The following is a 20,432-nucleotide window of genomic DNA, read 5'->3' on the forward strand; positions in this document are numbered from 1 at the left end:
CCGAAGGCGTCGCCGAACCGAGAGTCGGGTATGTGCGACGCGAGCGAAGGTAACGACGGGTACGAGGCGGACGACACCGATGAGTGAACCGGAGCGCACCGGCCGGAGCGCAGGCGCCGACGAAGCGAGAGCGGATTCGGACGCTCGAACGGCCGGCGACGACGAGACGGCCCTGCAGTTCGGCCGGAAGTGGCGACTGCTGCTCCTGGGGATGCTCGGCTTCGTCGCCGTGACGACGGTGCTACAGTTCCAAGTCGAGGGCGCGAGCGCGCTCCCCGAGATCGTGGTGAGCCTCTACGTCGTCGCCGTCGTCGCCTACGGCGTCGTCGCGGACGCGATGCAGACCCGCCGGTTTCGCATCGCCCTCTACGCCGGGGCCGTCGCGTGGGGCGCAGTCAGACTCGTCGAGGGCGACACGTCTCTCGTCACGTACGCGCTCCTGGGAATCGGCGCGTTCCTCCTGACGAGGGAACTGACGTTCGCTGACTGATACCGAACCGGACTGTCCGACCGACACACTCATTCGAGCGGCACGCCAACGCGACCCATGCGCGTGAGAGCGTGGCGAGACGTCCTCGAAGAGGTGACCGCCGACGGCAGCGACGGCGAGGACTGGCGAGCGGTCGCCGGCCGCCGCCGCGAGGGCGTCGGCGAGGACCTCGTGCTCGGCCACCCCCGTCGGGGTGTTTACTTCCTTAAGACGTACGCGAAGAACCCCTACGAGCTCCGCGGCGTCGGCGCGCGAGTCGCCCGGAAGGTCGACGACGGCATCGAACCGCTGCTACCGAACCGCGAGAGCGCGGGACGGTTCGCCGTCCAGAACCCGCCGGAGGACGACGAACACGCGAAGACGATGGCCAAGCGCGTCCGGGAGACGGTCCGGGTCCACGGCGACGCGCCGACGACGCCGGACGACCTCTTCACCGACCTGATGGAGGCGCTCGACAGCCCCGCGTTCGGCCCGATGGAGTTCGACCCCGAGGAGCGCCCCGACTCGCTGGACGCCTTCGGCGACGAGTTCGAGGAGGCCGAGCGCCTGCTCGACGCCGAACTCGACGACCTCGTGGACGAAGACGAGGTCGGCCGCGGGTTCCAGTGAGCGGTACGTCGGAGGGGCGCGGTCGGCGACAGTGAGTAGCGTTAAAACGCCTCCGCGCCCTGGCATCCGTATGAACCGTTTCGACGCGAGGCGTTCGACCGACGACTGCGGAGGCGGACGCGACTGATGGTCGGTCCAAGCCTCTCGGACGACGAGCGCGACGCCGCCTCCTTTCGACTGAAACTGTTCTTCGTCCTCCTCGTCGGCGCGTCCGGCGGTCTCATCGCCCTGCAGGTCGACCCCACTCCCGTCGAACTCGGGCTCTCGATTCTCGGCGGGCTTCTCCTCGGCTGGCTGTTGCTGGTGTTTCTCGTCCGCTCGTTCCGACAAGAGCCGCGGTGACCGCAGTCGTCGTCTCCACGAAAACCGCGGTGGCCGCGGCCGTCGTCTCCGTTCGTTCTCCCGCCTCTCGTTCACACGTCTGTCGCTCACGTTCGCGTCTCTGATTGGCTCTCGTCTCCGCGAGGTCGATTGCGCACCGATGGACGAGTTACGACTACCGGTCGAGTACGTTATTTTGAAACCGAGGGAACCTGCAAAACATTAATGAGGTAGCATTTCCTCACGAATGTTAGTCATGCAACGGAGACAGTTCCTGCAGGGTGTCGCTGCGACCGGTACCGTCTCGCTGGCGGGCGTTCCGCGGGCTACGGCGGCGGGCACCGCCCCGGGTGCGCCGGGGTCGGACTCGTTCTGGACGACCGGCGAGAAGTACGGCGTCGGCACCGTCGCCGACCACGGCGACTCCGACGCTTCCCACGTCTGGTTCACGCTCACCGAGGGCGCGCTGACCGAACCGCGCTTCCCCCGCGTCGACCTGATGTGCCTGCGCTCGGTCGACGTGGTCGTCGCCGACGGCGACGGCTACGTCGCGCGGACGTACAACGTCGACCGCACCGACGACGACACCGGCGCGGACCCCGTCGAGCGACGAACCGAACGCGTCGAGGACGACGCGCTGTTGTTTCGGCAGACGGTTTCGGCCGTCGACCGCGACTGGACCGTCGAACTGGAGTACGCCGCCGACGCCGAGAACGACGCCATCCTCGCCGACGTGTCGTTCGAGTCGAGCGCCGAGTACGACGTGTATCTGCTCGTCGACGCCGCGCTCTCGAACAGCGGGGTGGCCGACACGGCGCTGGTCACCGACTCGGACGCGCTCGCCGGCTTCGACACCGACGACAACGACGACGAGGCGGTCATCCTCGACGAGAACGGCGACCCGTACAACGTCGCTTCGGCGGTCGTCTCCGACTCGGGCTTCGACTGGACCACCGTCGACTTCGTCGGCGGCGACAGCCTCTCGCCGCTTCTGACCGACGGCGACGACGCGACGCGCTACGACCGCGCCGAGGACGGCAACGTCGCGCTCGTCGGTCGCCTCGGGACGGGCGTCGACTCGCTCTCGGAGACGGTGGCGCTCGGCTTCGCGGAGGGCGGCGAGGAGGGCGTCGCCGACGCCGAGTCCGTCGCGCGCGAGTCGCTCGCCCGCGGCTACGACGCGGTCCGCGCGGACTACGTCGCCTCGTGGCGCGACTACGTGCCCGACCCGCCGGCGTGGCTCGACGCCGACCTCGCCTCGCAGTACCGCGCGGCGGCGATGGAGCTGAAAGCCGTCGACGACAAGACGTTCGCCGGCGCGGGGCTGGCGAGTCCGTCGGTGCCGTGGGGCGTGGCGGTGAACGCGAACGAACCGCGGGACTACGGCTACAACTACGTCTGGGCGCGCGACCTCTACCAGGTGTTCACCGCGTATCTCGCCGCCGGCGACGTCGACAGCGCCCTCGAAGCGACCGAGTACATCTACGAGTACCAGCAGGACGAGCGGGGGTTCATCCCGCAGAACACCTACATCGACGGGCGGACCCGCTGGGGCGGCGAGCAGATGGACAACATCTCCTTCCCGCAGGTGATGGCGTACCAGCTCGCGGAGCGCCACGGCATCGACTTCTCAGCGGCGAACTACGACTACGAGAACGTCCGCCGCTCGGCGAACTACGTCGCCGACAACGGTCCCGAGAGCGCCCAGGAGCGCTGGGAGGAGGAGTCGGGCTACTCGCCGTCGACCATCGCCGCCGAGATCGCGGGGCTGGCCTGCGCCGCGAGCCTCGCCGACGACGAGGGGCGAGCGGCCGACGCGCTCGTCTGGCTGGCGCTGGCCGACGACTGGACCGCGAACGTCGAGGAGTGGACCGCCACCGAGACCGGGACGGACGAGCACACGCGGACGCCGTACTACTTCCGCGTCAACGACGACCGCGACCCCGAGGACGGCGACGACCGCGGCCTCGCCAACGGCGGCCCGACGCTCGACGAGCGCAACGTCGTCGACGCGGGCTTCCTCGAGCTCACGCGACTGGGAATCAAGCCGTGGGACGACGAGGTGATTCGCAACTCGCTGGCCGTCGTCGACGACACTATCCGCGTCGAGACGCCGAACGGCCCCGGCTTCTACCGGTACAACGGCGACGGCTACGGCGAGCAGGGACCGAACGACGGGAGCTACCCGCGCGGCGCGCCCTGGTCGCTCGACAACGCCGGTAAAGGTCGGCTGTGGCCCATCTTCACCGGCGAGCGCGCCGAGTACGAACTGCTCGCGGGCGACGAAGACCCCGCCGCGCTGCTCGACACGATGCGGGGGTTCGCCAACGACGCCGACATGATTCCCGAGCAGGTGTGGGACGTGCCCGAGCCCACCGACTACAACTGGCAGTTCGGCGAGGGCACCGGGTCGGCGACGCCGCTGTCGTGGAGCATGGCGCAGTTCGTTCGCCTCGCGCACGGAATCGACGCGGGCGAACCCGTCGAGACGCCCGCGTTCGTCCGGCAGCGGTACGTCGAGAGTGAGACCCCCGAATCGCCGTCGCTGTCGGCGTCGATTCCCTCGACGACCGACGGGGAGACGGTCCGCGTCGAGGGCGACACCGACGGCGCGACGGTCGTCGTCCGGACGCCGGTCGAGAGCGTCGTCGCCGACGGCGGGTCGTTCGCCGTCGACGTGGCGGTCGAGGACGGCCGGAACGCCGTCACCGTCGTCGCCGGCAGCGACGCCGACTCGCTGGTCGATACCGGGACGGCGGTCGTCCGCGAGACGGTGACGCGCGTCGCCGTCGGCGACCCGGTGGCGAGCTTCGACGACCCCGAAGGCGACGACGACGGCCCCGGCAGCTACGTCTACCCGACGAACGAGGCGTTCGTCGACGGCGCGTTCGACCTCCGGCGCGTGGAACTGTTCGAGACCGACGACCGCTACCAGTTCCTCGTTACGCTCGACGAGCTGACGGACCCCTTCGGCGGCGACGCCGGCTTCTCGCTGCAGACGTTCCACGTCTACCTGCGCGCGACCGGCGAGGGAGCCGACGGCGGGTCGACGGCGGCGCGGGAGGGCGTCGACGCGACGCTCGAAGCGCCGCACGACGCGCGCATCGTCGTCGAGGGGTTCACCGGGGAGTTCCCCCCGCGCGTCGAAGCCGCCGACGGCAGCGTCGTCACCGAGGACGTCGACGTCGTCGCCTACGCCGACGCGGACGCCGTGAAGTTCGACGTTCCCAAGTCGGCCGTCGGCGACCTCACGGAGCGGGAGTTCGCGCCGCTCGTCCTCGGTCAGGACGGGTTCAGCGCCGGTCGAATCCGCCCCGTCGTCGCCGAGGCGGGCGGCTACGTCTTCGGCGGCGGCGAGGACGACGACAGCAACCCGAACGTTCTCGACCTGCTGACGCCCGAGGGCGTCTCGCAGTCGGCGGCGCTGGCCTACGACGACGGCCCGGCGGAGATTCCGTACGTCGCCGTCGAGTCGGGGCTCGTCGCCGAGCGCGTCGAGGTCGTGGTCGAGTCGACCGTCAACCCCAAATCGAGGGGCGTGATTCCGGTGTCGGTCGACAGCGACGCGACGCTCGACCCCGAGACCGTCAGGTTCGGCACGTCGGAACGCGTCGACGACGGTGAGGGCGCGACGCCGGACCACGGCGGGCACGAAGGCGGAAGATACCACTTCCGGACGCAGGAGACCGGCGTCGGCGCGGAGACGGAGACGCTCGTCCTCGTCGGCGAGACGGACGACGGCACGCCGGTTCGCGGCGAGGCGACGGTCCGCGTCGTCGGTGGTCGCGGCGACGATGGTCGCGGCAACGGCGGTCGCGGCAACGGCGGTCGCGGCAACGGCGGTCGCGGCGACGGCGGTCGCAGCGACGGCGGCAACGACGACTCGAAGGGGAAACCGGACGGCAACTGAGCGACGCTCCGTCGCGTCGCGCGACTCGGCCCGCCGCTACTCCGCGACCTCGAACGACGCCTCGTCGTCGCCGACGAACACCCGGTACTCGCCGGACTCGACGACGCGACCCTCGCGGGGCTTGTAGAAGCCGAACTCCTCGGCCGGAATCGACACCGTGAGCGACGCCGACTCGCCGGGGTCGACCGACACCTGTCCGAAGCCGACCAGCCAGCGCTCCGGGCGGACGCGCGAACTCACCTCCTGGTGGGCGTACACGTGGACCGTCTCGGTTCCCGGTCGGTCGCCGGTGTTCGAGACGGTGACCGTCACGTCGAGTTCGTCTCTGTTCCCGATTTCGTTGTTTTCGACCTCGATGTCGTCGTACTCGAACGTCGTGTAGCTCAGTCCGTGCCCGAACTCGTACAGCGGGTCGTACGACGGCGGGTGCTCGTCGTCGCCGATAGGTCGCGGGTGCGCGAGGTAATCGTGAGTCTGGGGCAGGTCACCGGTCGACCGCGGAATCGAGACGGGGAGTCGCCCTCGCGGGTCGTTCTCGCCGAACAGCGTCTCGGCGACAGCGCGGCCGCCTTCAGTACCGGGGTAGTACGCCATCAGCAGACCCGCGGCGTTGTGGTCGAGCCACTCGACGGCGAGCGGGCGGCCGGTGACGAGCACGCCGACGACCGGCGTCCCGGTCTCGTGGACGCGGCGCGCGAGTTCGCGCTGGGCCTCCGAGAGCCGAAGTTCGGCGCGCGTCGGCCACTCGCCGGTCTCGACGCCCGCCTGCGCGGCGGGGCCGAACTCGTGGAGGTACCAGCCCTCGCCGAGCGCCAACACGGCTACGTCCGCTTCTGCGGCCTTCTCGACGGCGGCGTCCACGTCGAGCGTCCCGTCGAGCGTCGCGCCCCGTTCGTAGGTCACCGTCGCGTCGCGGTTCTCACTTTTCGCGCGGAGCGCCTCCAGAACCGTCTCGCCCGCGGCGTCGTCGGCGTCGAGGACGCTCCAGCCGCCGAGCTGGTGGATCATGTCGTCGGCGTTCGGCCCGCCGACGAAGATACTCTCGTCGCCCGACAGCGGGAGGACGCCGTCGTTTTTCAGCAGCGTCACGCTGGCGCGGGCGGCCTCGCGGGCGACCTCGCGGTGGTCGTCGGTGCCGACCGTCTCGCTCGCCTCGTCGGCGTCGACGTAGGGCTCTTCGAAGAGGCCGAGTTCGAACTTCTGTTCGAGGACGCGGCGGACGCTCGCGTCGAGCGTCTCCTCGTCAAGTTCGCCGGCTTCGACCAGCGAGGCGAGGTTCTCGGCGTGTTCGACGCTGCCGACGGAGGCCACGTCGAGGCCGGCGGCGTGCGCCTGTCGGACGGCGTCGCGCTGGTTCTTTGCCGTTTTGTGGTCGTCGGCGAGCTGGCGAACGCCGTTCCAGTCGGAGACGACGTGACCCTCGAACCCCAGCTCGTCGCGGAGCAGGCCGGTGAGAACCCGGCGGGAACTGTGGGAGGGCTCGCCGTCGACGGAGTTGTAGCTCGGCATCACGGAGTCGACGCCCGCGGCGAGCGCGTCCTCGAACGGTCGGACGAACGTGTTTCGGAGCTTGTACTCGGAGACGTCGACGGGCGAGGCGTCCTCGCCGCGCTCGGGTTCGCTGTACGCCGGGAAGTGTTTCGCCGTGGCGAGGACCGGTTCGTCGCTCTCCTGGTAGCCGCGAATCTTCGCCGCGGCCATCGTCGCGCAGAGCAGCGGGCTCTCGCCGAACGTCTCGAAGATGCGCCCCCATCGGGGCTCTCGTCCCACGTCGCAGGTCGGCGAGTAGTTCTGGTGTGCGCCGGTTCGGCGCATCTCCTTCGCGGTGATTTCCGCACCGGCTTCGATTAGCTCGGGGTCCCACGTCGCCGCCGCACCGAGTCCGTTCGGGAAGACGGTGGTGTCGGCGACGTAGGCGTGGCCGTGGACCGCGTCGACGTTCAACAGCAGCGGAATCCCGAGTCGCGTCTCCTCGCGGGCGACGCGCTGGAGGTCGTTCGCTATCTCGGCGACTTCGGTCGGGTCGGTCGCCAGCGGCGCGGCCCAACCGAACGGCGCGGCGACGCCGAGGTGGTGGTTGCGGACCGCGTCCGCGACGTCCTCGAACGTCTGCGCTTCGCGGAGGTGGCCGCCCCACGTCCCGGCGAGTTGGCCGGCCTTCTCCTCGACGGTCATCCGGTCGAGGAGGTCCGAAACGCGCTCGGCGGTGTCGAGTTCCGGTCGTCGGTACGGCGGCGTCTCGTCGTCGTCACTCATGAGTGACAGTAGCGAGAAGAGCGTGAAGAACGTTCGTGCATCGACGGCAGCGTCGGTGGCGAGTCGCGGAGGCGAGAGCCGGCTCTCAGGCGTCGACGCGCGCCAGCCACAGCCCGGGGTCGTCGAGTTCCTCGTCGGTCGGGAGGTTCTCCGGTTTCTCCCACACTTTGCTGGCGGCAGCGACGCCGCGGACCTCGGCGACGGACTCGAAGAAGCGCGCGCCGCGCTCGTACTGACGGCGCTTGAGTCCGAGGCCGAGGAGGCGTCGCGCGAGTTGCGCCAGCGGACCGCCGCCGCGACGGCGCGCGTCGAGTTTCCGCCGGAGGTCCTCGTAGTCGTCGTCGAACGCGCGGTCCATCAGCAGTTCCGCGTAGCCCTCGACGGCCGTCATCGCCGTGTCGAGTTCGCGGAACGCCTCGCGGTCGATGCTCCCCTCGGTGAGCGCGTCGACGCCGCGCTCCATCCGGGATTCGAGGTGGCCCGAGAGCCACGGGGCCGCGCCGAACTCCGCGGCGTGCGACACCTCGTGGAACGCTATCCAGCGGCGAAAGCGCGGGTAGTCGACGTTCAACTGGTCGGCGACCTTCCGGATGTTGGGGTGGACGAAGTAGAGGCCGTGGTCGTCGTCGCCCTCCGCGAGGAGGAGCGGGTCGTACTGGCCGAGGACGTTGCTGCCGAGAAACGAGAGCATGAACGACATCGTCCCGGTGTTGAGCGTGCGGGCGACGCCGGGAAAGATACCGTCGGCGCGCTCCTCCAGCGGGCGCATCACGCGCTCGAACGTGCGGATGTTGGCGTCTATCCAGTGGTGGCGGTTCTGGACTTCGATGGCCTCGGGGAGTTCGAACTCGACGTCGCCGACCGTCCGGAGGCGGCTGCGAGCGTCGCGCACGTCCTCGGCGTAGCCCGTTCGTTCCGCCGTCGAGAGGTCGAGACTGCCGGGGTCGGTGGCGGCTTTCGCGGCGTCTGCGACCGCGTCCCAGTCGATAACGCCCGTTCCGGACGCACCCGCGACGGCCCGGACGCTACGATAGAGATTCATACGGGTACTCTGTGGGCACGGCAGAAAACGCTTCGTGTGAGGGTGTCGCGCCGGCGGGAACGTCTCGCCGGCGACGCCTTCGCTCAGGCTTCGTCGCTGAGTTCGTCCAGCTCTTCGAGTTCGTCGAAACCGGCGTCGTCGCCCATCAGGCTCTTGGCGGCCGCCGCGATGACGACGACCAACACGAGCGAGAGGAGCAGTTTACCGCCGTTACCGGAGTCGCTCGCGTCCTCGTCCGCTTCCTCGGTGGCGTCCGACGCCGACTCGTCGCGCGCCTTGCGCTCGCGGTTCTCCACGTCGGCGGCCGTCTCTATCTGGTCGACCGCGTCGCTGGTGCCGCCGTCGCTCGTGGCCCCCCCGCGTTTGCCGAGTAGTTTCGAGACTGTTCCCTTCGCCCCGGTCGAATCGCCCTGTTCGTCGGCGTCGCCTTTCTCGCCTGTGAACATGGGTGCGGTGTTGGTGGGGCTGAAGCTGAATCCGTCGTGCAAGTGAACCTCGAATAGTGTGAAGTCTCCCATAGCTGTAGATAATCCGACGAGGACGAACTTAGACGTTGTGGCGGGCCAGATGGGGGTCGCGCGAACCGAAATCGCACATCGTCGGTTTCGAGTCCGGCGTGTGACCGACGGACACGGAACGCGGCCGACGGCAGTTCTTCGGTTCCCCGCCCACCCCGCCTCGCGCGTGTGACGCCCTCACACCGTCTGCGGCCGAAAGACAATCGTTAAAAGTCGCCGCGGGAATATTCGGGATATGGCTGGAACTATCGAAGTGCTCGTCCCCGGCGGGCAGGCCAACCCCGGACCGCCGCTCGGCCCGGAACTCGGCCCGACGCCGGTGGACGTGCAGGCCGTCGTACAGGAAATCAACGACCAGACCGACGCGTTCGACGGCATGGAAGTCCCCGTCACCGTCGAGTACGAGGACGACGGCTCGTTCGAGATCTCCGTCGGTGTGCCGCCGACGACGGCGCTCATCAAAGACGAGGCGGGCTTCGACTCCGGCAGCGGGACGCCGCAGTCGGAGTTCGTCGCCGACCTCTCCGTCGAGCAGGTCAAGAAGATCGCCGAGCAGAAGAGCACGGACCTGCTGGCGTACGACGTGAAGAACGCCGCCAAGGAAGTCGGCGGCACCTGCGTCACCCTCGGCGTCACCATCGAGGGCGAGGACGCCCGTACGTTCAAGCAGCGCGTCGACTCCGGCGAGTACGACGACGTGCTCGCCGAGCAGAGCGAAGCGAGCGCTTGAGGCGTGAGCGGAGCGAACGCCTGAGTGTGCTCGCGGAAGAACAGACGGCGTAGTTCCACTTCACGCCCTTTTCGCGCAGTTAGAGAGAGAGCAGCAGCGCGATTGAAACGACCGAACGGCACAGGTTCACGCGGTCGCCGTCTCCGACCACGGTCTGACGGACGACGTCGAGCCCCTCCGAACGGCCGCTATCGACTGCGAACGCCTCACACGCGCCGACTCTCGCTTCGACGCTTTTAAGTCCGCGATGACCCACCTTCCAGTGAGACAGGCAGACGCCTGTTTCACTGACCCGTAGGAGCAGTTCCTGCGTACTACGGAGGTGAATAATGGCAGACGACTCTATCGTACAAGCGGTCTCTCGCGCGCTCGACGAGGCACCGGCTCGCAACTTCAGCGAGACGGTCGACCTCGCCGTTAACCTGCGCGACTTAGACCTCAACGACCCATCGAATCGTGTCGACGAGAGTATCGTCCTTCCGTCCGGAACCGGCCAGGACACCCAGATTGTGGTGTTCGCCACGGGAGAGACGGCGCTCCGCGCCGAGGACGTCGCAGACGACGTTCTCGACGGAAACGACCTCGAAGAGCTCGGTGACGACTCCGACGCCGCCAAGGACTTGGCGGACGAGACGGACTTCTTCGTCGCCGAAGCCAACATGATGCAGGACATCGGTCGCTACCTCGGTACCGTACTCGGTCCCCGAGGGAAGATGCCGACGCCGCTGCAGCCCGACGACGACGTCGTCGAGGTCGTCAACCGAATGAAGAACACGGTCCAGCTTCGCAGCCGCGACCGACGCACGTTCCACACGCGCGTCGGCGCAGACAGCATGTCCGCCGAGGAGATCGCGGACAACATCGACGTCATCGTGCGTCGCCTCGAAGCCGACCTCGAGAAAGGCCCGCTGAACATCGACAGCATCTACGTGAAGACCACCATGGGCCCCTCCGTGGAGGTGGCCGGATGAGCGAGAGCGAATCCGTCCGCAAGACGGAGACGATCCCGCAGTGGAAACAGGACGAGGTCGACGAACTCGTCGACTTCGTCGAGAACTACGCGTCGGTCGGTGTCGTCGGCGTCACCGGCATTCCCAGCCGCCAGCTACAGAACATGCGGCGGGAACTGCACGGCAGCGCCGCCGTGCGGATGAGCCGCAACACGCTGCTCGTCCGCGCGCTCGAGCAGGTCGACAGCGGCTACGAGGACCTCGTCGAGCACATCGACGGACAGGTCGCGCTCGTCGGCACGAACGACAACCCGTTCGGGCTGTACAAACAGCTCGAAGCGTCGAAGACGCCCGCTCCCATCAACGCGGGCGAAATCGCGCCCAACGACATCGTCATCCCCGAGGGTGACACGGGTGTCGACCCGGGTCCGTTCGTCGGCGAACTCCAGCAGGTGGGCGCGCAAGCGCGCATCATGGACGGCTCCATCAAGGTGACCGAGGACTCCACCGTCCTCGAAACCGGCGAGGAAGTCAGCGCCGAACTCGCGAACGTCCTGAACGAACTCGGCATCGAGCCGAAGGAAGTGGGGCTGGACCTGCGCGCCGTCTACTCCGAGGGCACGCTGTTCGACCCCGAGGACCTCGACATCGACGTCGACGAGTACCGCGCGGACATCCAGTCCGCCGTCTCGGCGGCGACGAACCTCTCGGTCAACGCCGTCTACCCGACGACGCAGACCGCGCCGACGCTCATCGCCAAAGCGACGAGCGAGGCGAAGGCCGTCGGCATCAGCGCCGCTATCGCCGAACCGGACCTCGTGCCGGACCTCGTCGCGAAGGCGGACGCGCAGCTCCGCTCGCTCGCGGCGCAGATCGACGACGAAGAGGCGCTCCCGGAGGAACTGCGCGGCGTGGAAGCGCCCGCAGCGCCCGCCGAGGAGTCCGCCGAGGAGGAATCGCCTGACGAAGAAGACGCAGACGCCGACCAGGCGGCCGAGGAAGACGCCGACGACGACGAAGACGACGACGGCGGCGACGCACTCGGCGCGATGTTCGGCTAATCAACACTAACGGAGAACACAACAATGGAATACGTTTACGCAGCTCTCATCCTGAACGAAACGGGCGAAGAAATCAACGAAGACAACGTCACCGCGGTGCTCGAAGCCGCCGGCGTCGACGTCGAGGAATCCCGCGTCAAGGCGCTCGTCGCCGCGCTGGAGGACGTCGACATCGAGGACGCCATCGAGACGGCCGCCGCGGCACCCGCCGCCGCGCCCGCCGGTGGCTCCGCCGACAGCGAAGAACTCGACACCGTCGACGAGGACGAGGCCGAGGAAGACGAGGCCGAAGCCGAAGAGGACGAAGAAGACGACGAGGCCTCCGGCGAGGGTCTCGGCAACCTGTTCGGTTAAACCGGACGCGTCAGCCGACTCCGCCGCCTCGCTTCGACGACTACATCCCGCGTTTTTTGGCCACTCGACCGGCGAGCGACCGCTCACTCTCGCACACACCGCGTTCGTCAGCCGAGCATACGCGACCGTTTAAATCCGAAGACGCACCCAACTCACCGGGATGGACCCGCTCGCGGTCGGACTCGTCCCCTCAGTTCGCCCGACGCTCGCGCTCGCGCCGACGGCGGAGCTACTGCTGTTCGCCGTCTGCGGCGTCTGCCTCGGCACCGTGAGCGGACTCGTACCGGGCGTCCACGCGAACAACTTCGCGCTACTGCTGGCGGCGGTCGGCCCGACGCTTCCGGGGTCGCAGACCGCCGTCGGTGCGGCGATTCTCGCCGCCGGCGTCGTCCACACGTTTCTCGACGTGGTGCCGGCGCTCGCGCTCGGCGTTCCCGACCCGGCGATGGCGGCGACGGCGCTACCCGGTCACCGCCTCGTCGTCGCCGGCCGAGGGCGGGAGGCGCTCAGACTCTCCGCGTTGGGTAGCGTACTCGCCGTCGCGCTGGCGGTACCGCTCGCGCTGCCGGTGACGTGGCTGATGACGGAGGCGTATCCGGTCGTCCGGGCGTACCTTCCGGTCGTTCTCTCGGCCGTCGTCTTGCTCCTGCTCGTCACCGAACCGTCTCGTCGTGCGGCGCTCGCAGGCGCGTTCTGTTTCGTCCTCGCGTCCGCTCTCGGCGTCTCGACGCTCGATCTGGAACCCGAGGCACCGCTGGCGCTCGGCGGGATGCTCGCGCCGCTGTTCTCGGGGCTGTTCGGCGCACCCGTGCTACTCGACGCGTTCGACGGTGCAGGCGTCCCGCCGCAGGACGACACGGCGCTTGCGCTCTCCGGTCGGGAGGTCGGCTGGACCGCCGGGGCCGGGTCGCTCGCGGGCGCGTTCGTCGGATATCTGCCGGGCGTATCGGCTGCTGTCGCGTCGGTGCTGTCGCTGCCGCTCGTGCCGGACGTCGACGACGAGGGCGCGCGCGAGTTTCTCGTCGCGTCGAGCGGTGCCAACACGTCGAACACGGTTTTTGCGCTGTTCGCCCTCGTCACGCTCGGGACGCCGCGGACCGGCGTGATGGTCGCACTCGAAGACGGCGGCGGTGGCGTCGGTGCGGGGGCCCTCCCCGCGCTGTTGGCGACGACCGCTCTCGCTGCGCTCGCGGGGTTCGTCCTCGTCGTGGTCGTCGGCGACAGCTATCTCCGCGTGGTCGGGCGGACGAACTACGCCGTCGTCTCGGCGACGATACTCGTTCTCCTGGTCGCGCTCTCGTGGCTGTTCGCCGGTCTCGTCGGCGTCGGGGTTTTCGTCGTCGCCTCGCTCGTGGGCCTCGTTCCGGTGCGACTCCGTACGCGGCGCGTCCATCTGATGGGCGTCCTCGTCGGTCCGCTCGTTCTGGGCGTTTGAGTCGCATCCGCACACCGTCCGGCGGTCTGCGGCGGGCGACGAACCGGGAATGAAAGACAATCGTTAAAAGTCGTCGCCGGGTTTGTCTGGGTATGAGCCAGTCGGAACAGCGACAGGAGCGACAGTGCGTCTCCTGTGGCATCAACATCGCCGGGATGAGCGCGGCGTCGTTCAAGTGCCCGGACTGCGGGCTGACCATCTACCGGTGTGCGAAGTGCCGCAAACAGAGCAACCTCTACGAGTGCCCGGACTGCGGGTTCATGGGGCCGTAATCATGGGGAAAGTCGCCGCCAAGATGAAAGTCATGCCGCAGAGCCCCGAGATCGACCTCGACGAACTGCAGGAGCGTCTCGAAGACGCGCTGCCCGAGGGCGGGAAGATCAACGGCTTCGAGCGCGACGAAGTCGCATTCGGTCTCGTCGCCCTCCTGCCGACGGTCATCGTCCCCGACGACGCCGGCGGCACGGAGGCCATCGAGGAATCGTTCAGCAACGTCGACGGCGTCGAGAGCGTCGCCGTCGAGAACGTCGGTCGCATCTAAGACCCACCTTTTTACTGCGGGGAGTGCGCGGAGCGCATCCCCACTTGCAAAATCTGGACTAGAAAGGCCGTTCGTGCGGCCTGACGGTCCCCCTCGCGGTCCGGATTCTCGTTCGCCGGCAGCACCGCTACGAGCGACCGCTACCACACAACGGCCGCGCCGCTCCGAGTGTTTATCCCCGAAGACGGGGCCAGACATCCCATGCGCTGACGAGTCGTCACGGAGCGGTCGAGGCGGGTGCACGGCGCGCCGCTCCGTGGGTCGTGGGAATCGGTGTGCCGTCTGTTCGCCACCAGAGCCCGAGGTTCGTTCGAGTCGAGCGTTCGAAAAGTGGTGTCTGTCCGGGAGACGTCCACTACCTGGAAGTCGACAGCGAGCGTCGAGTGACTACGCCTCTCCGACAGCGTCGCGTTCTCCGTACTCCTTCAGTGCGACCCCGACGAGGACGCCGAGTCCTCCTCCGACGCCGATGCCGAAAATCAACAGTTGTCCGCCGAACGCCGGGAACAGCGCCGCGAGGGCGAGTCCGAGCATCGAACCGAGGAGCAGTCCGATGACGACGCCGAATCCGAACATCTCGGCTTTGGCGCTCGAATCCCACCTGGCGTGGACGTCGCCCGGTTCGGTTGGTGACGATTCCGACTGTGCTTCGGCGTCGGGAGTCAGCGAGTCTGTGAGTGAGGTTGTCTCTTGTACCATAAGGAAGTGTACGAGTTTCATGGTATAAGGTAACGCGGAACGTATCGCGTTAGCGTACGTACTCGCAGTACGGACCGATATCGAGGAAGGAGGGTGTACTTCGACGTATCGCACCCTTCGGTGCCGACAGCAGATTGCGTCAGTCGAGCGCCGCGTCGAACGCCTGCTGGAAGTCGGCCTTCTGGTCGTCGACGTGTTCGATACCGACGCTGACGCGGATGAGACTGTCGGTGAGGCCGGCGGCGACGCGCTCCTCGCGCGGAATCGCGGCGTGGGTCATCGGTGCGGGCTGTTCGATGAGACTCTCGACGCCGCCGAGGCTCTCGGCGAGCGTGAACACCTCGGTGTTCGAGACGACCGCGCTCGCCTGGTCGAGCGTGCCGTCGAACTCGAAGCTGAGCATGCCGCCGAAGTCGTCCATCTGCGAGGCGGCGACGTCGTGTTGCGGGTGCGAGTCGAGTCCCGGGTAGTAGACCCGGTCGACCGCCTCGTGGTCGTCGAGCCACTGAGCGAGCTCGCGGGCGTTGTCGCAGTGGCGGTCCATCCGGACGGGGAGCGTCTTCGTCCCGCGGAGGACGAGGAAGCAGTCGAACGGACTCGGCGTCGCGCCGACGCTGTTCTGATAGAACCCGAACCGCTCGTCAAGTTCCTCGTCGTCGGTGACGAGCGCGCCGCCGACCACGTCGGAGTGGCCGCCGAGATACTTCGTCAGCGAGTGGCTGACGACGTCCGCGCCGTGTTCGAGCGGGCGCTGGAGGTACGGCGTCGCGAAGGTGTTGTCGACGGCGCAGAGCGCGTCGTTGTCGTGCGCGATGTCGGCGAGCGCCGCGATGTCGTTGACGCGCATGAGCGGATTCGTCGGCGTCTCGACCCACAGCAGCTTCGTCTCCTCGCGCATCGCGCCGGCGACGGCGTCGTGGTCGGTGGTGTCGACGAAGTCGAACTCCACGTCGTACTGCTCGTACACCTGCGTGAAGATGCGGTGGGTTCCGCCGTAGACGTCGTCGCCGGTGACGACGTGGTCGCCGGATTCGAGCAGGTTCATCACGGTGTTTATCGAGCCCATTCCCGAGGAGAAACACCGGCCGTGCGCGCCGCCTTCGAGGCTGGCGAGGTTCTCTTCGAGGGCCGTCCGCGTCGGGTTGCCCGTCCGCGAGTACTCGTAGCCGCGGTGCTCGCCCGGGGCGTCCTGTTCGTACGTCGAGTTGGCGTAGATGGGCGTCATCAGCGCCCCCGTCTCGGAATCGGGTTCCTGTCCGTCGTGAATCGCGCGCGTCTCGATTCGTGGCTCCGAACTGTCGTCCATACGGAGGTCTGTTCGTACGGGCGTGTTACTCTTACTCTTCCGCGGCGCGGGAACGTGTCTTTTATAATCCGACCGTGAGTAACCCACTCCACGACCATGCCGAGTTCGAACGGTCCACTCAAGGGAAGCACGAGAGGCAAGCTGACGAACCATCCGCGAGAGCGCGGGACCTCCCCGCCGCAGCGCGCGATTCAGGAGTTCGAGGAGGGACAGAAAGTCCACCTCAACATCGACCCGAGCGTCCGTAAAGGTCGATTCCACCCGCGTTTCAACGGCCACACCGGCGAAGTCCTGGGTAAACAGGGCCGCGCGTTCAAGGTCGAGATCAACGACGGTGGAAAGGCGAAGACGGTCATCACCCGTCCGGCGCACCTCCGCGCGCAGAAGTAGGATGACGATATTCAAAGAGAAGCTCGACGAGGAGTACCTCACCATCTCGGAGGTAAAGCCGCTGCTCCAAGAGGTCGAAGCGGAGCGAGCGGCCGACGAGGAGCGCGAGCTCCGCTACGAGTTGGCGCGTTCTATCGAGCACGTCAATCGCTTTGCGGTCCTCGACCCGGAGGAGTCGCGCGAACTCGTCGAAGAGCTGCTCGAACTGGAGAAAGTCGACGAACAGACCGCGTTCAAGATCGCCGACCTTCTCCCGCAGGACCGCAACGAACTCCGCGCCGTCTACGCGCAGCAGCGCTACGCGCTCTCCGGCGACGAACTCGATGACATTCTCGACATCGTCGCCAAGTACGCGTAGCCGGCCTATTTTTAAATAGCCCGTCACCGTACACGTTCGTTATGTCTGGTTCCGAACGCGGTGACGACGAAGCCGAGAGTCGACCGCAGTACGCAGTCGTCCTCGACTACCTCCCGTACGGGAGGTCGGACGACGACCGCCCGAGGTACCAGAAACAGCCGATAGCGTACGCGCTCGGCGAGAAACAGTTTCGGCTCGTCGAGCTCACCTTCGACGACGACGCCGACGTGAGTATCGGTGACCGCGTCGCCATCGAACCGAACTCGGCGCGGGAGCACATCCAGCGCATCCGAACCGTCGAGTACGGTGACCTCTCGAACAGCGCGGTCAACGAACTGGAGTACGTCGTCGCCGACATCATCGACGGCGACGAGGAGCGCTTCGTCGAGTTCTACAACGACGCCCAACCCATCACGATTCGCCTCCACCAGTTGGACCTCCTCCCCGGCATCGGCAAGACGCTGCGAAACAACATCCTCGAACAGCGGAAACGACAGCCGTTCGATAGCTTCGAGGACCTCCAGGAGCGCGTCTCGGGTCTCCACCGACCCAAGGAGGTGCTCGCGGAGCGAATCATCGAGGAGCTCCGCGACGAGGACCTGAAGTACAAGGCGTTCGTTCGCCGGTCGAACGGCTGAGAGCGTCAGCGGCCCCTCACCGAACGCCGCAAGGAGCCGAGAACCGCGGACCGGAACGGGAACTTTACCCACGTCGGGCGTGAAAGCCGCCCAATGACTGGGTCGGACGGAGAGTCCCACAGTTCGCAGCGACGCAACCCGGACGCCCTGATTCGACGGGCCGGCGTCCGCGGCGACCCCGACCACGACCAACACTTTCTGGTCGACGACCGCGTGCTCGACCGCATCCCCGACTACCTCCCCGAGGGGACCGACACGAGCCACGTCCTCGAAATCGGCGGCGGTCCCGGCGCGCTGACCGACCGGCTGCTGGCCGTCGCCGAGCGCGTGACCGTCGTCGAGCGCGACCCGACGTTCGCCGCGTTTCTCGAACGGGAGTTCCGCGAGGAGGCCGAAGCGGGTCGGTTGACGGTCGTCGAAGGGGACGCGCTCGACGTCGACCTCCCCGAGTTCACCGCCTGCGTGGCGAACCTCCCCTACGGCGTCTCGAGCGAGATTGCGTTCCGACTGCTGCCGGAGAAGCGGCCGATGGTACTGATGTTCCAGAAGGAGTTCGCCGACCGGATGGTCGCCGAACCCGGCACTCCCGAGTACGGCCGCCTCTCGGTGAGTACGCAGCACTACGCCGAAGCGGAGCTTGTCGAACCCGTGCCGCCGACGGCGTTCTCCCCGCCGCCGGCCGTCGACAGCGCCATCGTCCGCCTGACGCCGCGCGACCCCGACTACGACGTCGACGACGAACAGTTCTTCCTGGACTTCGTGAAGGCGGTCTTCACCCAGCGTCGCAAGACGGTCCGAAACGGCATCCGGAACACGGCACACATCTCGGGGTTGTCGGACCCCGACGCCGTCGTCGACGCCGCGCCCGAAGAACTGCTTCGCAAACGAGCGGGGAAGGTGACGCCGGAGGAGTTCGCCGAACTCGCCGCCATCGCGTCCGAGTTCCGCAGGGGTGGCGATGGATAACGCGTGGGTCCTCGTCGCGGAGGAACCGAGTTGGCGGGGACTGATTCCGTGGTTGGCGAACGCCGAACCGTACCCCGAGGCGCAGATTCTCGTCACAATCGTCATCTCGGTGGCGCTGCTCGCGTTCAGACGCGGCGCGCACGAGTGGGCCGAGGACCGAGGGTGGAACGCTTCGGAGCTGTTCGTCTCGGGCGTCGTCGCGCTCGTCTCGACTATCGGCATCGTCGTCCTCGTCGGAACGTGGGGTCTGACGAGGGAGCTACGGCGAGCGTACGCGACCCTCGACCTGACGAAGATGCTCCCGAAAGTCGCGCTCGCGTTCATCCTCATCGGGGCCGCCTACGCGCTGACCGGGTTCATCGGCCGCCTCATCCAGCGACTCGCCGGGACGAGCGACATCACCGAACACCAGCGCGAGATCCTCTTTCGGCTGACGCAGGTCGGTATCTACTCGCTCGTCGGGCTGGTCGTCATCGGCCTCATGACCAACGACATCGGCAACCTGTTGGTCGGTGCCGGCTTTCTCGGCATCGTCGTCGGGATGGCCGCGCGCCAAACGCTCGGGTCGGTGCTGGCGGGGTTCGTGTTGATGTTCTCGCGCCCGTTCGAGATCGGCGACTGGGTCGAAATCGGCGACAGCGAGGGCATCGTCACCGACATCTCCATCGTGACGACCCGACTCCAGACGTTCGCGGGCGAGTACGTGATGATACCCAACGACGACGTGAGCGCGAAACCCATCGTCAACCGGACCCGGAAAGGCCGACTCCGCATCGAAGTCGACGTCGGTGTCGACTACGACGCGGACGCGGACCACGCCGCCGAAGTCGCGCACGAAGCCGTGAAGGGTCTCGACGACGTGCTGACGGTGCCGTCTCCGCAGGTCGTGCTCAAGGAGTTCGGCGACTCGGCGGTCATCCTGGGCGTCCGCGTCTGGATAGACAACCCCAGCGCGCGCCGCAAGTGGCGGACCCGGACGACGGTCATCTCGGCGGTGAAGTCCGCCTACGAGGAGGAGGGTATCGACATCCCGTTCCCGGTGCGCGAACTGATGGGTCGGGGACCGGCGGGCGGTCTCGAACTCGCCGGAGAGTCGCGGTCGATGCAGGCCAGCGCCGACGGCGGCGAGAGCGCCGGCCCGAGAGAGAACGGCGGGGGTGAGAACCGGTGAACGACGAGGAACAACCGGAGACGACCCGCGACTCGCTGGCCGACCGACGCGGCGTCGAAACCCACGTGTATCAACCGGCGGAAGACTCGGGGCTATTGGCGAAAGCCGCGGTCGAACACGCCCGCGGGCGGACGCTCGAAGTCGGCACCGGGTCGGGCTGGGTCGCCGCGAAAGTCGCCGCCGAGACCGACGCCGACGTCGTCGCCTCCGACCTCAACCCCCACGCCTGCCGGCAGGCGAAGGCGCGGGCGGACGACCTGCGCGAGGAGGGAGGAGACGGGTTCGACGTCGTCCGCGCTGACCTCTTCTCGCCGTTCGCCGACGACGCGTTCGACACGGTGCTGTTCAATCCTCCCTACCTCCCCACCGACCCCGACAACGAGTGGAGCGACTGGATGGAAGTCGCGCTGTCGGGCGGCGAGTCCGGCCGAGAGCTCATCGACCCGTTCGTCGACGGTGTCGGTCGAGTGCTCGCCTCGGGCGGGCAGGCACTCCTGCTCGTGAGCAGTCTCTCGGGCTACGACGAGGTGGTCCAGCGCGCCGAGAGCCGCGGATTCGACGTCGACGTCGCCGCCGAGGAGTCCTACCCCTTCGAGACGCTATCGATCCTCCGACTCGTCGGCTGACTCGCGTCGGACCGTCGCGCCGAGATAACTCTTGGGCATTTTCTTCATTAGCAAATATTAA

General features: G+C 67.6%; 22 protein-coding genes. 17 read left to right on the plus strand and 5 right to left on the minus strand.

From position 1 onward, the window contains the following. Positions 1 to 79 precede the first annotated feature (79 nt). The 4 genes from FCF25_RS05090 to FCF25_RS05105 all read left to right on the plus strand — a co-directional run bounded on the left by FCF25_RS05090 (position 80) and on the right by FCF25_RS05105 (position 5,330). On the plus strand, positions 80 to 490 hold the full coding sequence (locus FCF25_RS05090) for a hypothetical protein (protein WP_137047527.1): 411 nt from the start codon (positions 80 to 82) through the stop codon (positions 488 to 490). Between the two features lie 57 nt (positions 491 to 547). Next, a complete protein-coding gene (locus tag FCF25_RS05095; protein ID WP_137047528.1) occupies positions 548 to 1,099 on the plus strand; it encodes a hypothetical protein in 552 nt (183 codons plus the stop codon). Positions 1,100 to 1,225: 126 nt separating this feature from the next. Continuing rightward, positions 1,226 to 1,441 (plus strand): hypothetical protein, encoded by a 216-nt coding sequence (locus tag FCF25_RS05100; RefSeq protein ID WP_137047529.1) that lies wholly within the window; start codon positions 1,226 to 1,228, stop codon positions 1,439 to 1,441. A gap of 235 nt (positions 1,442 to 1,676) precedes the next feature. Next, on the plus strand, positions 1,677 to 5,330 hold the full coding sequence (locus FCF25_RS05105) for a glucodextranase DOMON-like domain-containing protein (protein WP_254425889.1): 3,654 nt from the start codon (positions 1,677 to 1,679) through the stop codon (positions 5,328 to 5,330). A 36-nt stretch (positions 5,331 to 5,366) separates the two neighbouring features. On the opposite strand, the gene FCF25_RS05110 is transcribed toward FCF25_RS05105, so the two are convergent. The 3 genes from FCF25_RS05110 to FCF25_RS05120 form a co-directional block, all read right to left on the minus strand. Next, entirely contained in the window at positions 5,367 to 7,586 is a 2,220-nt protein-coding gene (locus FCF25_RS05110; protein WP_137047530.1) for a glycoside hydrolase family 3 N-terminal domain-containing protein, read from the minus strand. Positions 7,587 to 7,671: 85 nt separating this feature from the next. Further along, positions 7,672 to 8,628 (minus strand): zinc-dependent metalloprotease, encoded by a 957-nt coding sequence (locus FCF25_RS05115; protein WP_117595075.1) that lies wholly within the window; start codon positions 8,626 to 8,628, stop codon positions 7,672 to 7,674. 83 nt (positions 8,629 to 8,711) lie between these two features. Continuing rightward, positions 8,712 to 9,146, minus strand: coding sequence for a hypothetical protein (locus tag FCF25_RS05120; protein ID WP_137047531.1), 435 nt, complete (start codon positions 9,144 to 9,146; stop codon positions 8,712 to 8,714). A gap of 235 nt (positions 9,147 to 9,381) precedes the next feature. On the opposite strand from FCF25_RS05120, the gene FCF25_RS05125 reads away from it, so the two are divergent. From FCF25_RS05125 to FCF25_RS05155, 7 genes are all read left to right on the plus strand, one after another. After that, positions 9,382 to 9,876: a 50S ribosomal protein L11 gene (locus FCF25_RS05125; RefSeq protein ID WP_117595077.1), complete on the plus strand. Its 495-nt coding sequence runs from the start codon at positions 9,382 to 9,384 to the stop codon at positions 9,874 to 9,876. Positions 9,877 to 10,205: 329 nt separating this feature from the next. Next, entirely contained in the window at positions 10,206 to 10,847 is a 642-nt protein-coding gene (locus FCF25_RS05130) for a 50S ribosomal protein L1 (protein WP_117595078.1), read from the plus strand. Further along, entirely contained in the window at positions 10,844 to 11,887 is a 1,044-nt protein-coding gene (locus FCF25_RS05135; RefSeq protein WP_137047532.1) for a 50S ribosomal protein L10, read from the plus strand. The genes FCF25_RS05130 and FCF25_RS05135 overlap by 4 nt, the downstream gene beginning before the upstream one ends. Positions 11,888 to 11,911: 24 nt before the next feature. Then, positions 11,912 to 12,241: a 50S ribosomal protein P1 gene (gene rpl12p, locus FCF25_RS05140; protein WP_117595080.1), complete on the plus strand. Its 330-nt coding sequence runs from the start codon at positions 11,912 to 11,914 to the stop codon at positions 12,239 to 12,241. Positions 12,242 to 12,401: 160 nt separating this feature from the next. Further along, on the plus strand, positions 12,402 to 13,676 hold the full coding sequence (locus FCF25_RS05145) for a tripartite tricarboxylate transporter permease (protein ID WP_137047533.1): 1,275 nt from the start codon (positions 12,402 to 12,404) through the stop codon (positions 13,674 to 13,676). Between the two features lie 92 nt (positions 13,677 to 13,768). Continuing rightward, complete coding sequence (locus tag FCF25_RS05150) at positions 13,769 to 13,948, plus strand: HVO_2753 family zinc finger protein (RefSeq protein ID WP_058582930.1); 180 nt, start codon at positions 13,769 to 13,771, stop codon at positions 13,946 to 13,948. Positions 13,949 to 13,950: 2 nt separating this feature from the next. Further along, the gene (locus tag FCF25_RS05155) at positions 13,951 to 14,217 is read left to right on the plus strand and encodes an elongation factor 1-beta (RefSeq protein ID WP_117595082.1); all 267 of its coding nucleotides are present in this window, start codon (positions 13,951 to 13,953) and stop codon (positions 14,215 to 14,217) included. Positions 14,218 to 14,604: 387 nt separating this feature from the next. Here FCF25_RS05155 and FCF25_RS05160 read toward each other — a convergent pair whose 3' ends face one another. Together FCF25_RS05160 and FCF25_RS05165 are read right to left on the minus strand one after the other, a co-directional pair. Then, complete coding sequence (locus tag FCF25_RS05160) at positions 14,605 to 14,916, minus strand: hypothetical protein (RefSeq protein WP_137047534.1); 312 nt, start codon at positions 14,914 to 14,916, stop codon at positions 14,605 to 14,607. A 139-nt stretch (positions 14,917 to 15,055) separates the two neighbouring features. Then, a complete protein-coding gene (locus tag FCF25_RS05165) occupies positions 15,056 to 16,222 on the minus strand; it encodes a cystathionine gamma-synthase (protein WP_117595084.1) in 1,167 nt (388 codons plus the stop codon). A 96-nt stretch (positions 16,223 to 16,318) separates the two neighbouring features. Between FCF25_RS05165 and FCF25_RS05170 the strand changes: the two genes are divergently transcribed. The 6 genes from FCF25_RS05170 to FCF25_RS05195 all read left to right on the plus strand — a co-directional run bounded on the left by FCF25_RS05170 (position 16,319) and on the right by FCF25_RS05195 (position 20,371). Next, the gene (locus FCF25_RS05170; protein WP_058582934.1) at positions 16,319 to 16,612 is read left to right on the plus strand and encodes a 50S ribosomal protein L21e; all 294 of its coding nucleotides are present in this window, start codon (positions 16,319 to 16,321) and stop codon (positions 16,610 to 16,612) included. 1 nt (position 16,613) lies between these two features. Then, the gene (locus tag FCF25_RS05175; protein ID WP_117595085.1) at positions 16,614 to 16,970 is read left to right on the plus strand and encodes an RNA polymerase Rpb4 family protein; all 357 of its coding nucleotides are present in this window, start codon (positions 16,614 to 16,616) and stop codon (positions 16,968 to 16,970) included. Between the two features lie 41 nt (positions 16,971 to 17,011). Further along, complete coding sequence (locus FCF25_RS05180) at positions 17,012 to 17,608, plus strand: DUF655 domain-containing protein (RefSeq protein WP_117595086.1); 597 nt, start codon at positions 17,012 to 17,014, stop codon at positions 17,606 to 17,608. 93 nt (positions 17,609 to 17,701) lie between these two features. Then, complete coding sequence (locus FCF25_RS05185; protein WP_137047535.1) at positions 17,702 to 18,574, plus strand: 16S ribosomal RNA methyltransferase A; 873 nt, start codon at positions 17,702 to 17,704, stop codon at positions 18,572 to 18,574. Further along, the gene (locus FCF25_RS05190; RefSeq protein WP_137047536.1) at positions 18,567 to 19,745 is read left to right on the plus strand and encodes a mechanosensitive ion channel family protein; all 1,179 of its coding nucleotides are present in this window, start codon (positions 18,567 to 18,569) and stop codon (positions 19,743 to 19,745) included. The genes FCF25_RS05185 and FCF25_RS05190 overlap by 8 nt, the downstream gene beginning before the upstream one ends. Further along, positions 19,742 to 20,371, plus strand: a complete 630-nt coding sequence (locus tag FCF25_RS05195; protein ID WP_254425890.1) for a HemK2/MTQ2 family protein methyltransferase — start codon at positions 19,742 to 19,744, stop codon at positions 20,369 to 20,371. Before FCF25_RS05190 ends, FCF25_RS05195 begins: the two co-directional genes overlap by 4 nt. Positions 20,372 to 20,432: the final 61 nt, after the last annotated feature.

This window comes from Haloprofundus sp. MHR1 (genome assembly GCF_005155585.1).
Classification (GTDB): Archaea; Halobacteriota; Halobacteria; order Halobacteriales; family Haloferacaceae; genus Haloprofundus; species Haloprofundus halophilus.

Bases quoted from the DNA above. Each gene is read 5' to 3' on its own strand.
- FCF25_RS05090 (WP_137047527.1), top strand. From the start codon at position 80: ATGAGTGAACCGGAGCGCACCGGCCGGAGCGCAGGCGCCGACGAAGCG.
- FCF25_RS05095 (WP_137047528.1), top strand. From the start codon at position 548: ATGCGCGTGAGAGCGTGGCGAGACGTCCTCGAAGAGGTGACCGCCGAC.
- FCF25_RS05100 (WP_137047529.1), top strand. From the start codon at position 1,226: ATGGTCGGTCCAAGCCTCTCGGACGACGAGCGCGACGCCGCCTCCTTT.
- FCF25_RS05105 (WP_254425889.1), top strand. From the start codon at position 1,677: ATGCAACGGAGACAGTTCCTGCAGGGTGTCGCTGCGACCGGTACCGTC.
- FCF25_RS05110 (WP_137047530.1), bottom strand. From the start codon at position 7,586: ATGAGTGACGACGACGAGACGCCGCCGTACCGACGACCGGAACTCGAC.
- FCF25_RS05115 (WP_117595075.1), bottom strand. From the start codon at position 8,628: ATGAATCTCTATCGTAGCGTCCGGGCCGTCGCGGGTGCGTCCGGAACG.
- FCF25_RS05120 (WP_137047531.1), bottom strand. From the start codon at position 9,146: ATGGGAGACTTCACACTATTCGAGGTTCACTTGCACGACGGATTCAGC.
- FCF25_RS05125 (WP_117595077.1), top strand. From the start codon at position 9,382: ATGGCTGGAACTATCGAAGTGCTCGTCCCCGGCGGGCAGGCCAACCCC.
- FCF25_RS05130 (WP_117595078.1), top strand. From the start codon at position 10,206: ATGGCAGACGACTCTATCGTACAAGCGGTCTCTCGCGCGCTCGACGAG.
- FCF25_RS05135 (WP_137047532.1), top strand. From the start codon at position 10,844: ATGAGCGAGAGCGAATCCGTCCGCAAGACGGAGACGATCCCGCAGTGG.
- rpl12p (WP_117595080.1), top strand. From the start codon at position 11,912: ATGGAATACGTTTACGCAGCTCTCATCCTGAACGAAACGGGCGAAGAA.
- FCF25_RS05145 (WP_137047533.1), top strand. From the start codon at position 12,402: ATGGACCCGCTCGCGGTCGGACTCGTCCCCTCAGTTCGCCCGACGCTC.
- FCF25_RS05150 (WP_058582930.1), top strand. From the start codon at position 13,769: ATGAGCCAGTCGGAACAGCGACAGGAGCGACAGTGCGTCTCCTGTGGC.
- FCF25_RS05155 (WP_117595082.1), top strand. From the start codon at position 13,951: ATGGGGAAAGTCGCCGCCAAGATGAAAGTCATGCCGCAGAGCCCCGAG.
- FCF25_RS05160 (WP_137047534.1), bottom strand. From the start codon at position 14,916: ATGGTACAAGAGACAACCTCACTCACAGACTCGCTGACTCCCGACGCC.
- FCF25_RS05165 (WP_117595084.1), bottom strand. From the start codon at position 16,222: ATGGACGACAGTTCGGAGCCACGAATCGAGACGCGCGCGATTCACGAC.
- FCF25_RS05170 (WP_058582934.1), top strand. From the start codon at position 16,319: ATGCCGAGTTCGAACGGTCCACTCAAGGGAAGCACGAGAGGCAAGCTG.
- FCF25_RS05175 (WP_117595085.1), top strand. From the start codon at position 16,614: ATGACGATATTCAAAGAGAAGCTCGACGAGGAGTACCTCACCATCTCG.
- FCF25_RS05180 (WP_117595086.1), top strand. From the start codon at position 17,012: ATGTCTGGTTCCGAACGCGGTGACGACGAAGCCGAGAGTCGACCGCAG.
- FCF25_RS05185 (WP_137047535.1), top strand. From the start codon at position 17,702: ATGACTGGGTCGGACGGAGAGTCCCACAGTTCGCAGCGACGCAACCCG.
- FCF25_RS05190 (WP_137047536.1), top strand. From the start codon at position 18,567: ATGGATAACGCGTGGGTCCTCGTCGCGGAGGAACCGAGTTGGCGGGGA.